Genomic DNA, 11,335 nt, shown 5'->3' on the forward strand with positions numbered 1-11,335 from the left:
ACATTTCTGACTCGGCTATCTGGCACGGGTCCAAGCATCTAAGGTTTGCTGGTGCAGTGCAAGGCGGTCCCGGGTGCAAAGTGACCCGGGTCATTTAGGCATCAAAAGACCAGTCGGGTGCAATGTAACATGGGTCTTCCACAGGCGGGCTGAAGGTGAAGCCGGGCGAGGTGAGCCTCGCGCATCTCGGCGTGCTGTTCCTCGACGAACTGCCCGAGTTCCAGCGCGCGGTGCTCGATTCGCTGCGCCAGCCGCTCGAGACCGGCATCGTGAGCGTCGCGCGCGCCAACGCGCATGTGAATTTTCCGGCACGCGTGCAGTTGATCGCGGCGATGAATCCCTGCCGATGCGGTCATCTGGGCGATGCGAGCCTCGCCTGCGCCCGTGCACCGCGATGCGCCGCCGATTATCAGGGCAAGATATCGGGCCCGTTGCTCGATCGGATCGATCTGCATGTCGATGTGGCGGCCGTCACCGCCGCCGATCTCGTCCTGCCGCCGCCCGGCGAAGGTTCCGCCGAAGTCGCAAGCCGCGTCGCCGCCGCGCGGCAGGTTCAGACGCGCCGTTACGCGAACGCCGCGGCACGGACCAATGCCGAAGCCGATGGTCCGCTGCTGGATGCGGTCGCGACGCCCGATGATCCGGGGCGCACGCTGCTGGCGCAGGCGGCCGAGACGATGCGGCTCACCGCACGGGGCTATACGCGGATTCTGCGGGTGGCGCGCACGATCGCGGACCTGGCGGGCGTCGAATCGGTCGGGCGAACGCATGTTGCGGAGGCTTTGAGCTATCGCCGCCGGCCACCCGTGGCGTAGCGCCAGGTTGACGGGGGGCACCGATCTGCTATGGGCGCCCTCGTCCCGGGGGTTCGTCCGCCGGGTTCCGTCCAAGACAGTGGGTGCCGCGGGTTCGCCGTGGCTTAATTTCCCGCCGAGACGGGGATGAAGGATTTCACCGCCCGATCGCTTCCACGAAGCGTCGCCGGTCTGCCTCCCATGCCCCATCGAAGGACACCCCGGTGGGGTTCCGCTCCACCGGTCTTGAACCGGGTGATACGTTCGCGCGTGTCGCCCAGAATGTGGAGAATGGCATGGATCGCGATCAGAAGACCGCAGCCGTCGCCGAGCTGAACCGCAATTTTGCCGAAGTCGGCGTGGTGGTCGTCACCCGCAACCTCGGCATGACCGTCGCACAGTCCACTGTGCTGCGGAACAAGATGCGTGACGCCGGCGCGACCTACAGGGTCTCGAAGAACAAGCTTGCCATCATCGCGCTCGACGGCACGGACTACGGCTCGATCGGCAGCATGCTGACCGGTCCCGTGGCGCTGGCCACCTCGATCGATCCCGTCGCGGCCGCCAAGGTGGCCGTGGATTTCGCGAAGACGAACGACAAGTTCGAAATCGTGGGCGGGGCGATGGGCGCGACTCCTCTCGACGTAGCCGGCGTGCAGGCGCTCGCGACGTTGCCCTCGCTGGATGAACTGCGCGCCAAGATCCTCGGCCTCATCGTGGCACCCGCCACGAAGATCGCCACGATCGCGCAGGCTCCCGCGGCGCAGCTCGCCCGCGTGCTGTCGGCCTATGCCGAGAAGGACAAGGCAGACGCCTGATTTTCGGATCTTCGTTTCGACCGACTGACACTTTGGGGCGATGCGCCCCGCATGGAGAATGAACATGGCAGACCTGAACGCGCTGGTTGACAGCCTGAGCGAACTGACCGTCCTCGAGGCGGCCGAGCTTTCCAAGATGCTCGAAGAGAAGTGGGGCGTTTCGGCGGCCGCAGCGGTTGCCGCACCGGCCGCCGGTGGCGGCGGCGCAGCAGCCCCCGCAGCCGAAGAGCAGACCGAGTTCGACGTGATCCTCACCGGCGACGGTGGCAAGAAGATCAACGTCATCAAGGAAGTCCGCGCGATCACCTCGCTCGGCCTGACCGAAGCCAAGACGCTGGTCGAGTCGGCTCCCAAGGCCGTCAAGGAAGGCGTGTCGAAGGACGAGGCCGCCAAGATCAAGGCGCAGCTCGAAGCCGCCGGCGCGACCGTCGAGGTCAAGTAAGCCGCAGCGGGCGCGCGCTGGCAACAGCGCGCGAAACCCGCAAGGCCGGCCGGCGGAGCACAGCTCCGTTCGATGTCATGGGATTCAGTCCCATGACGGCTCGCCGACGAAAAAGAAGGGCGGCTCCTTGCGGGGCTGCCCTTTTTCGTTGCTCCCGGCTATCCGCTTGCGTTACCCGGAGCGCCACGCCGATGCGGGTGTGGTGGAATTGGTAGACGCGCCGGACTCAAAATCCGGTTCCGCAAGGAGTGTCGGTTCGAGCCCGACCACCCGCACCAGACGCGCGCCTAGAGCGAGGCCGCGCGATCGTCGAACAGGCCGAACAGCATCGTCGAGGCGTACATGGCGATCGCCTGATCGCGCGGCATGGTGCCCGCCCATTTGCGCATGTCGAACGCGGCGTTCTGGAGCGCCATCAGTGCCTGCGCCGCGATCAGCGCGTCGACCGGGCGGCATGACCCTTGCGCGATGCCGTCCATGATCGTGCCCGCATAACGCCTGGCGGTCCGGTTCGATCGATCGAGCATGGCGGCGCGCGCCTCGGGCGGCAGGCCGCTCAGTGCGGTGGTGCGCAGCAGCGGGCCGCGTTCGGCGAACTGCACGTCGAGCAGGGTAGCGATCACGCTCGACAGCCGGTGCCACTCACTGCCGCCGACGGCGTCCGCGCGGGCCTGCGCGCCGGCGATGGTGTCGAAGCTGCGCCGGTAACAGGCGATGACGAGGTCGTCCTTGGCGTCGAGATGGTGGTAGAAACTGCCCTTGGTGACGTTCAGCTGCGAGGCGATGCGCTGCACCGACGCGCCGCGATAGCCCAGTTCGTTGATGAGCCGGGTGGCCGCCAGCAGGAACGCCTCTCGCCCCGGCTCGCGGCCGTCATGCGCCAGTTCCAGCATCGTCGGCGACCAGCTCTCGCCGGGCGCGGCGATGCCGTTGGCGAAGACGTCCATCAGCCGCGCCTCCACCCGGCCATATTGATCGGGATCGTAGCGCGACAGCCAGACCGGGAGCCAGAAGGTGTTTTCGAGCAGCACATGCGCGCGTGCGCCGAACAGATCGGTCTGCGCGCGCGTGGAGGCCGTGCCCCATAATCCCCGCGTGGCGCGGAAGACGCGCTGCCAACCCGCCATCAGCCGGGCGCGCACCGGATCCTCCGTGGCGCGCAGATCGGACAGGACCGCGAAGGCGGTCTCCTCGCCACGCTCGATCCGGGCGAGTCGGTCCATGTTGAGCGAGAGATAGCGCGCGACGCGTTCGCGCGCGCTGGGCGCGGTCATCGCCTCGTCGAGCATCGCCATCAGGCTGGCGAGCGTGTTTTCGAAGGCGGCGGCGGCAAGGTCTTCCTTGCGCTTGAAATAATAGGTGACGCTGGTCGTGTTGAGCCCGACCCGACGTGCGACATCGGCGAAGGTCATGCCCTTCGCGCTCTGTTCGTTGATCGCCTCGGCCGCCGCGGCCAGGATCGCATCGCGCTTCGCTCGAAAACGCTTCGTGCCCTGTTCGCCTTCGGTGGCACGCCCCTCCATCACGCTCATGCCGCGGACAGTATCAGCTTCGATTCGAAGGAACAGTGTTTTTTGCAGCAGGCGGTGCGCCGCGCCGTATCGGCGTCGAAAGCCGCGGCACGGCGCTTTACCGAAGATGCGGTACGGTCTAAGCGCGGTGGCGACGAGCGATGGAGAGGGTGCGATGGATTTCACGCTGAGCGAGCGCGAGACGTTTTTCCGGGACCGGGTCCGCGATTTCATCGCGCGCGAGATCGCGCCGCGCCAGGCGGATTACGACGCGCAGAGCCATGAGGGCGATCGGTGGAAGGTGCTGCCGGTGATCGAAGAGGTGAAGGAGAAGGCGAAAGCCGCCGGTCTCTGGAATTTCTTCATGCCGCCGCATTCCGGCCAGACCCATGTCGACGACAGTTTCGAATTCGAGGGCACGCAGCTCACGAACCTCGAATATGCGCTGTGCGCCGAGGAGATGGGCAAGATCGGCTGGGCCAGCGAATGCTTCAACTGTTCGGCGCCCGATACCGGCAATATGGAGGTTTTCCATCGCTACGGTACGCTGGAACAGAAGGAGCGGTGGCTGCGACCGCTGATGAACGGCGAGATCCGCTCCGCCTTCCTCATGACCGAGCCGGCGGTGGCGTCGTCCGATGCTACCAATATCGAGACCGCGATGATCCGCGACGGCGATCACTACGTCATCAACGGCACGAAATGGTGGTCGAGCGGCGTCGGCGACCCGCGCTGTGCCGTTGCCATAGTGATGGGCAAGACCAGCTTTGAGGGTTCGCGCCATAGCCAGCAAAGCCAGATCCTGGTGCCGATGGACACGCCGGGCGTGACGATCAAGCGGATGCTTTCGGTATATGGGTACGATCACGCGCCGCATGGTCACGGCGAGGTCGAGCTGAAGGACGTGCGGGTTCCGGTCGAGAACGTCCTGCTCGGTGAAGGGCGCGGCTTCGAGATCGCGCAGGGTCGTCTCGGGCCGGGTCGCATCCATCACTGCATGCGCACCATCGGCGTCGCCGAAACCGCGATCGAGGCGATGGCGAAGCGGCTGCTCAGCCGGGTGGCGTTCGGCAAGCGGATCGCGGATCACTCGGTCTGGGAGCAGCGGATCGCCAAGGCGCGGATCGATATCGAGATGACGCGGCTGCTCTGCCTGAAGGCGGCCGACATGATGGACAAGGCCGGGAACAAGGCGGCGCAGCTCGAGATTTCGATGATCAAGGTGCAGGCGCCGAACATGGCGCTCCAGATCCTGGACGATGCGATCCAAGCGCATGGCGGCGGCGGGGTCTCGGGCGATTTCAAGCTGGCGCATGACTGGGCGGCGATGCGCACGCTGCGTTTCGCCGACGGGCCGGACGAGGTGCACAACCGGTCGATCGCGCGCAACGAGTTCGGCAAATATGGCGCGCGGAACAGCGACCGGGTGTCGAGCGGCGATGTCGGAGCGAGCCGCTGATGAAGGCCGCGGTCCTGTTCGAGGCCAAGACGCCGCTCTCCATCGAGGACGTCGCGGTCTCCAAACCGCTCGCGCACGAGGTGCTGATCCGGACGATGGCGGTGGGCGTCTGCCGGTCGGACCTCCACTTCGTCGACGGCGCCTACCCGCACGCGATGCCGACCATTCCCGGTCATGAGGCGTGCGGCGTCGTCGAAGCGATCGGCGACGAGGTGAGAAGCGTGAAGGTGGGCGATCACGTCGTCACCTGCCTCTCGGCCTTTTGCGGTCAGTGCGAGTTCTGCGTCACCGGCCGTATGTCGCTGTGCGTCGATGCGAGCGTGCGGCGGCCCCGGGGCGCGGCACCGCGGCTGATGATGGGCGAGACGCCGATCGCCCAGATGCTGAACCTCTCCGCCTATGCCGAGATGATGCTGGTGCACGAACATGCGTGCGTCGCGATCGATCGCGACATGCCGATGGACCGCGCGGCGCTGCTCGGTTGTGCCGTCACGACGGGGGCGGGCGCGGTGTTCAACGCCGCGGCGGTCGTGCCGGGCGAAACCGTGTGCGTCGTCGGGTGCGGCGGGATCGGCCTTGCCGCGATCAATGCCGCGAAGATCGCCGGCGCCGGCAAGGTGATCGCGCTCGATCCCGTGGCAGAAAAGCGCGCGCTGGCCGAGAAGCTGGGCGCGACCCACACGATCGATGCGGGGAGCGAAACCGCCGCCGATGAGGTGGTCGCCATCAGCAAGGGCGGCGTCCATCATGCGATCGAGGCGGTCGGCCGTCCGCAATCCGCCGCCACGGCGGTGAAGGTGCTGCGGCGCGGTGGCACCGCCACGATCCTGGGCATGATGCCGCTGGGCGAGAAGGTGGGGCTCTCCGCGCTCGATCTGCTGGCCGACAAGACGCTGCAGGGCGCGCTGATGGGTCGCAACCACTTCCCGGTCGACATCCCCCGGCTGGTGGATTTCTACATGCGCGGATTGCTCGATCTCGACACGATCATCGCGGATCGCATGCCGCTCGAACGGATCAACGACGCGTTCGACGAATTGCGCAAGGGCGACACCACGCGCAGCGTCATCACCTTCGCATGACCGACACGCGCTCCGCCACGATCCCCGTGGGCGAGAAGGACCGGCTGGACACGGCCCGGCTGACCGCCTGGATGGAGGCGAACGTGGCCGGCTTCGAGGGGCCGCTCACCTATGCCAAGTTCGCCGGCGGCCAGTCGAATCCGACCTACCGGATCGACAGCCCTTCGGGCGCCTATGTGCTGCGCCGCAAGCCGTTCGGCGAATTGCTGCCGAGCGCGCATGCGGTCGACCGCGAATATCGGCTGATCTCGGGGCTCCATCCTACCGGCTTCCCGGTCGCCAAGCCTTATGGCCTGTGCACCGACGAGTCGGTGATCGGTGCGATGTTCTACGTCATGGGGCTGGCCGATGGCCGCAATCTCTGGGACGGAACGCTGCCGGGTTACGCGCCGGCCGAGCGTACTGCGCTGTACGAGGCGATGTGCGATACGCTCGCCGATCTTCACAATGCGGATTACCAGGCCGCCGGTCTCGGCGATTACGGCAAGCCCGGCAATTATTTCGCCCGCCAGGTCGAACGCTGGACGCGGCAATATCGCGCGAGCGAAACCGAGACGATGCCCGAAGTCGAGCGGCTGATCGAATGGCTGCCGCGCACCATTCCCGAACAGACGCGCACCTCGATCGTTCATGGCGATTACCGCATCGACAACATGATCTTCGCGCCCGACACGCCGCGGGTGATCGCGGTGCTCGATTGGGAGCTGTCGACGCTCGGCGATCCGTTGGCCGATTTCTCCTATTTCCTGATGAGCTGGGTGACCGAACCGGAAGGCCGGTCGGGGGTGCTCGGCCATACCGGTCCCGAGACGGGCATCCCGACGATCGCGGCGATGACCGCGCGTTACTGCGCCCGCACCGGTCGCGACGGCATCCCCGATCTCAACTGGTACTTCGCGTATAATCTGTTCCGCCTGACGGGCATCGTCCAGGGCATCAAAAAACGCATCGCCGCTGGCACGGCGTCGAGCGCGCAGGCGGAAACATCGGCCGCCGGAGTCTACCGGCTCGCCGCCGCGAGCTGGAAATTCGCGCAGATGGCAGGAGCCTAGGCGATGACGACGACGCTCTTCGATCTGCGCGGCACGGTCGCGGTCATCACCGGTTCGTCGCGCGGGATCGGCAAGGCATCCGCCTTCGCGCTCGCCGAACAGGGGGCGAAGGTGGTGATCTCCAGCCGCAAGCAGGACGCGTGCGATGCGGTCGCCGCCGAGATCGACGCGCGCTTCGGCAAGGGCACCGCGCTGGCGGTCGCCGCGAGCATCTCGGACAAGGCCGCGCTGCAGCATCTGGTGGACGAGACGCGCCGCTGCTTCGGCCGGATCGACGTGCTGGTCTGCAACGCCGCCTCCAATCCCTATTACGGGCCGCAGGCCGGGATCAGCGACGAGCAGTTCCGCAAGGTGCTCGACAACAACATTCTGTCCAACCATTGGCTGATCGCGATGGTGGCGCCCGAGATGCGCGCGCGCAAAGCGGGGAGCATCGTCATCGTCTCGTCGATCGGCGGTTTGCGGGGCACCCCGATCATCGGCGCCTATGCGATCTCCAAGGCCGCGGACATGCAGTTGGCGCGCAACCTGGCGCATGAATTCGGCCCCGATGGGGTGCGCGTGAACTGCATCGCGCCGGGCCTGATCCGCACCGATTTCGCCAAGGCCTTGTGGGAAGACGAAGCCGCGGTGGCCGAGCGCAACCGCACCACGCCGCTCGGCCGGATCGGCGAGCCGCATGAGATCGCGGGCGCGGTCGTCTATCTCGCCGCGCCCGCCAGTGGCTTCATGACGGGCCAGGTCATGGTGATCGACGGCGGCGTTACGATCTGAGGGAGCGATCCATGCGTTTCGAGAACAAGTCGATCGTCGTCACCGGTGCCGGATCCGGAATCGGCCGCGCCACGGCATTGCTGTTCGCGCGCGAAGGCGGTCGCGTCATCGTCGCGGATCGAAGCGAGGGCGCGCAGGCCACGGTCGACAGGATCGCCGCCGATGGTGGCGATGCGCGCGCGATCCAGATGGACGCCGGCGACGAAGCGGACGTGATCCGCACGATCGCACTGGCCTGCGACAGCTTCGGCGGCCTCGACATCCTGTTCGCCAATGCCGGCATTTCCGGCGGCATGGCCAATCTGTTCGACACCGATGTCGCGCTCATCACCGAGGTGCTGCGCGTCAATCTGATCGGCCCGTTTCTCGCGATCAAACATGCGGCACCCAGGATCGCGGAGCGCGGCGGGGGCGCGATCGTGCTGACCGCGAGCGTGGCGGGGCTGCGATCGGGCGCGGGTTCGCCCGCCTATTCGGCGTCCAAGGCCGGTGTCATCAACCTGGCGCAGGTGTCGGCGCAGCAGCTTTCGGGATCGAACGTCCGCGTCAATGCGGTCTGCCCGGGCCTGACCGAGACCGGCATGACGAAGCCCGTGTTCGACTATGCCCGCGAGGCCGACAAGATGGACCGGGTAGGGCGCCTCAATCCGCTTCGCCGTGGCGCCCAGCCCGAAGAGCTGGCCGAGGTCGCGGCGTTCCTCGCGTCGGATGCGGCGAGTTATGTCAATGGTCAGGCGATCGTGGTGGATGGCGGGCTGTCGTCCAGCCACCCCGTCACCCGGCAGGACTATGGCAAAACCGCCGCCTAGATCAGGCGGCGGTGTGGAGCTGGGCGAAGCTGGTGAAATAGGCGCGCAGATTGGCGTCGGTGATGGACGCCGTCAGTTGGGAGACGGTGGCGTGAAGGTCGTTCGAGACGGTGGTCGGGCCGGCGCGGCGATAGCCCATGCTCCACGCTTCGAAGCTGCGCGTCTCGATCCGGTCCTGCGACAGGAGCACGATCGCATGATGGCGTTCGTCCCGTGCGATGCGCGCATAGACGGTATCGACCGCGGACTCCTCACCTTCGAGCGCCTGAAGGAAACGCCGGCCGCCGGCGACGAGCATGCCCGTCACGCCCACCCGCGCATTGTTGCGCCGCGACGCCGTCAGGATCGACTCCAGCGTGGTGTCGTCCAGCGGCGTTCGTGTCGTGCTGATATAGAGTAGCCGCTTCATCCGTGACTCCCAAGTGATTGGGATCACCGTAAAATCACTGTTCCAATGAACCGTTAACGACGCCTTCAACCTGGATCAATCGCGCAGCCGGATCAGGCCTTCCTGCGCCACGCTGGCGACCAGCCGGCCATCGCGCGTGAAGATCTTGCCCCGGTTGAACCCGCGCGCGTGCCCCGCCCATGGACTGTCGGTCGCGTAGAGCAGCCAGTCATCGGCGCGAAAGTCCTCGTGCAGCCAGAGCGCATGGTCGAGGCTCGCGGTCTGGAGATTGTGCGTCATCCAGTTGACGCCGTGCGGCAAGGTGCACGTGCCGAGCAGCGACATGTCGCTGGCATAGGCAAGGATCGCACGGTGCAGGGCCGGATCGTCGCCGATCGGTGCGCACAGGCGAAACCAGCTTGCCTGATGCGGTTCGCGAACCTCCGGGCGAAACCAGCTTCGGGGATGCACGGGGCGGATCTCGATCGGCCGGGCGCGCAGCAGGTGACGGCGGTATTTTTCGGGGATGTCGTCGATCGCCTCGGCGCGCAACGCGCGTTCCGACTGCAGCGCCTCGGGCGGCGGCACGTCGGGCATCGCGTCCTGGTGATGCAGCCCCTCCTCCGGCGTCTGGAAGGAGGCCGCCATGTTGAGGATCGGCTGGCCCTTCTGCATCGCGATCACGCGCCGCGTCGCGAAGCTGCGCCCCTCGAAATCCCGCACCACGCGGAAGAGGATCGGATGATCCTCGCTGCCCGGACGCATGAAATAGGCGTGCAGCGAGTGCGCCGCCTTGGGGCCGTCATTCGATCGCTGCGCGGCTTGCAGCGCTTGCGCGATCACCTGCCCGCCGAACACGCGACCGATGCCGCCGGGCTGGCGCTTGCCGCGATAGAGGTCGGTATCGATCTCCTCCACCTCGAGCAGATCGACCAGCCCGTGCGCCAGGGCATCGCGAGATGCGTCGGCTGGCATGTCGGGCGCCATCAATAGCCCGCCGCGACCGCCAGCCGGTCCGCGTGAAAATTGGCATCGCCGAACACTTCGGCCAGCACGCGCGCGCGCTTCATATAGAAGCCGATATCATATTCGTCGGTCATGCCGATGCCGCCATGCATCTGCACGCCCTCCTGCACGCTCAGCGTGGTCGCGAGTGCGGTCATCGCCTTGGCCACCGATACGGCTTCGTCGGCACGGTCATGGCCGGCGTCGAGCAGTTGCTGCGCCTTCAGCACCGCCGCGCGTGCGACCTCCATCTCGGAATAGAGATGCGCGGCGCGGTGCTGGAGCGCCTGGAAGCTGCCGATCAGCAGGCCGAACTGCTTGCGCTCCTTGAGATAGCCGACCGTCCGGTCCATCGCACCGCGGCCCACGCCGAGCAGTTCGGCCGACGCGCCCGTGCGCCCCGCCCGCAGCAGCCGGTCGAGCGGGTCGCGGCCGGCATCCACCTCGCCGATCACGGCATCGGCATCGACGGTGACGCCGTCGAAGCTGAGGCGCGCGGCGAGGCTGGAATCGGCGAGCCGCTCGGCATCGGCGGACAGCCCTGCGGCATCCTTGGGCACGGCGAACAGCGTCACACCGGCGGCATCGTCGGGGCTGCCGGCGGTGCGCGCGGCGACGATCAGCAGGTCGGCGACATGGCCGTGCACGACGAAGCGCTTCGCACCGGACAGGCGAAAGCCGTTGCCCGAACGCTCGGCGGTCATCGCGACCGTGCCGCGGTGCTTCGCGCCCTCGTCGATCGCGAGTGCCGCCACGGTTTCACCCGCGACGATGCCCGGAAACCAGCGCTCCGCCTGCGCGCTGCCCTTGAGCGCCTCCACGGCTGCCACCGACGTGGTGAGAAAGGGCGAGGGGGACAGATTGCGGCCGATCTCCTCGAGCACGATCCCGGCCTCGACATGGCCCATGCCGAGGCCGCCCAGGTCCTCGCCGATCAGGATGCCGGTGAAGCCCATTTCCGCGAACTGCTTCCACAGATCGCGGCTGAAGCCCGTCGCATCCTCCGCATCGCGAAGCGCGCGCATATGGCTGACGGGGGCGGCCTCCGCCACGAAGTCGCGGATCGTGTCCTGGAGCGTGGTCTGATCGTCGTCGAGATAGAGAGGCATGGTCTTCTTTCTTTCGTCGTGCCCCGCGACGGGGGCACCTCCGGAGTGTCCGTGCACTGCCACGCCGGCGCATGCGCGGGCGTGGCGGCCGG

11 protein-coding genes, 1 tRNA gene and 1 pseudogene are annotated in these 11,335 nt (G+C 67.0%); 9 read left to right on the plus strand and 4 right to left on the minus strand.

Going from position 1 to position 11,335, the window contains the following annotated elements; all coding sequences use genetic code 11:
• Positions 1-143 precede the first annotated feature (143 nt).
• The 4 genes and pseudogenes from L8H00_RS08755 to L8H00_RS08770 all read left to right on the plus strand — a co-directional run.
• Positions 144-815 (plus strand): annotated as a pseudogene (locus L8H00_RS08755) (ATP-binding protein); the annotation flags it as partial.
• Positions 816-1,090: 275 nt separating this feature from the next.
• A complete protein-coding gene (rplJ, locus tag L8H00_RS08760) occupies positions 1,091-1,612 on the plus strand; it encodes a 50S ribosomal protein L10 (protein WP_242097064.1) in 522 nt (173 codons plus the stop codon).
• A gap of 64 nt (positions 1,613-1,676) precedes the next feature.
• The gene (rplL, locus tag L8H00_RS08765; RefSeq protein ID WP_242096911.1) at positions 1,677-2,054 is read left to right on the plus strand and encodes a 50S ribosomal protein L7/L12; all 378 of its coding nucleotides are present in this window, start codon (positions 1,677-1,679) and stop codon (positions 2,052-2,054) included.
• Between the two features lie 193 nt (positions 2,055-2,247).
• Positions 2,248-2,332: transfer RNA gene (locus tag L8H00_RS08770), tRNA-Leu, on the plus strand.
• Positions 2,333-2,341: 9 nt separating this feature from the next.
• Here L8H00_RS08770 and L8H00_RS08775 read toward each other — a convergent pair.
• Positions 2,342-3,586, minus strand: coding sequence for a TetR/AcrR family transcriptional regulator (locus tag L8H00_RS08775; protein WP_242096912.1), 1,245 nt, complete (start codon positions 3,584-3,586; stop codon positions 2,342-2,344).
• Between the two features lie 154 nt (positions 3,587-3,740).
• Here L8H00_RS08775 and L8H00_RS08780 point away from each other — a divergent pair, with 154 nt between their 5' ends.
• From L8H00_RS08780 to L8H00_RS08800, 5 genes are read left to right on the plus strand one after another with little or no spacing between them, the layout of a single operon-like run.
• Entirely contained in the window at positions 3,741-5,024 is a 1,284-nt protein-coding gene (locus L8H00_RS08780; protein ID WP_242096913.1) for an acyl-CoA dehydrogenase family protein, read from the plus strand.
• Positions 5,024-6,106 (plus strand): Zn-dependent alcohol dehydrogenase, encoded by a 1,083-nt coding sequence (locus L8H00_RS08785; RefSeq protein ID WP_242096914.1) that lies wholly within the window; start codon positions 5,024-5,026, stop codon positions 6,104-6,106. Before L8H00_RS08780 ends, L8H00_RS08785 begins: the two co-directional genes overlap by 1 nt.
• Complete coding sequence (locus L8H00_RS08790; protein WP_242096915.1) at positions 6,103-7,158, plus strand: phosphotransferase family protein; 1,056 nt, start codon at positions 6,103-6,105, stop codon at positions 7,156-7,158. The genes L8H00_RS08785 and L8H00_RS08790 overlap by 4 nt, the downstream gene beginning before the upstream one ends.
• Before the next feature lie 3 nt (positions 7,159-7,161).
• On the plus strand, positions 7,162-7,932 hold the full coding sequence (locus L8H00_RS08795; RefSeq protein ID WP_242096916.1) for an SDR family oxidoreductase: 771 nt from the start codon (positions 7,162-7,164) through the stop codon (positions 7,930-7,932).
• An 11-nt stretch (positions 7,933-7,943) separates the two neighbouring features.
• Positions 7,944-8,741, plus strand: coding sequence for an SDR family oxidoreductase (locus tag L8H00_RS08800; protein ID WP_242096917.1), 798 nt, complete (start codon positions 7,944-7,946; stop codon positions 8,739-8,741).
• Between the two features lies 1 nt (position 8,742).
• On the opposite strand, the gene L8H00_RS08805 is transcribed toward L8H00_RS08800, so the two are convergent.
• From L8H00_RS08805 to L8H00_RS08815, 3 genes are all read right to left on the minus strand, one after another.
• Positions 8,743-9,150 (minus strand): BLUF domain-containing protein, encoded by a 408-nt coding sequence (locus L8H00_RS08805; RefSeq protein ID WP_242096918.1) that lies wholly within the window; start codon positions 9,148-9,150, stop codon positions 8,743-8,745.
• Between the two features lie 75 nt (positions 9,151-9,225).
• Positions 9,226-10,104 (minus strand): acyl-CoA thioesterase II, encoded by an 879-nt coding sequence (locus L8H00_RS08810; protein WP_242096919.1) that lies wholly within the window; start codon positions 10,102-10,104, stop codon positions 9,226-9,228.
• 11 nt (positions 10,105-10,115) lie between these two features.
• Entirely contained in the window at positions 10,116-11,243 is a 1,128-nt protein-coding gene (locus tag L8H00_RS08815; RefSeq protein ID WP_242096920.1) for an acyl-CoA dehydrogenase family protein, read from the minus strand.
• Positions 11,244-11,335 lie beyond the last annotated feature (92 nt).

The organism is Sphingomonas sp. CROZ-RG-20F-R02-07 (genome assembly GCF_022662335.1).
In the GTDB taxonomy this organism is placed as follows: Bacteria; Pseudomonadota; Alphaproteobacteria; order Sphingomonadales; family Sphingomonadaceae; genus Sphingomonas.

Coding starts and splice junctions, on each gene's coding strand:
- rplJ (WP_242097064.1), top strand. CDS start 1,091: ATGGATCGCGATCAGAAGACCGCAGCCGTCGCCGAGCTGAACCGCAAT.
- rplL (WP_242096911.1), top strand. CDS start 1,677: ATGGCAGACCTGAACGCGCTGGTTGACAGCCTGAGCGAACTGACCGTC.
- L8H00_RS08775 (WP_242096912.1), bottom strand. CDS start 3,586: ATGAGCGTGATGGAGGGGCGTGCCACCGAAGGCGAACAGGGCACGAAG.
- L8H00_RS08780 (WP_242096913.1), top strand. CDS start 3,741: ATGGATTTCACGCTGAGCGAGCGCGAGACGTTTTTCCGGGACCGGGTC.
- L8H00_RS08785 (WP_242096914.1), top strand. CDS start 5,024: ATGAAGGCCGCGGTCCTGTTCGAGGCCAAGACGCCGCTCTCCATCGAG.
- L8H00_RS08790 (WP_242096915.1), top strand. CDS start 6,103: ATGACCGACACGCGCTCCGCCACGATCCCCGTGGGCGAGAAGGACCGG.
- L8H00_RS08795 (WP_242096916.1), top strand. CDS start 7,162: ATGACGACGACGCTCTTCGATCTGCGCGGCACGGTCGCGGTCATCACC.
- L8H00_RS08800 (WP_242096917.1), top strand. CDS start 7,944: ATGCGTTTCGAGAACAAGTCGATCGTCGTCACCGGTGCCGGATCCGGA.
- L8H00_RS08805 (WP_242096918.1), bottom strand. CDS start 9,150: ATGAAGCGGCTACTCTATATCAGCACGACACGAACGCCGCTGGACGAC.
- L8H00_RS08810 (WP_242096919.1), bottom strand. CDS start 10,104: ATGCCAGCCGACGCATCTCGCGATGCCCTGGCGCACGGGCTGGTCGAT.
- L8H00_RS08815 (WP_242096920.1), bottom strand. CDS start 11,243: ATGCCTCTCTATCTCGACGACGATCAGACCACGCTCCAGGACACGATC.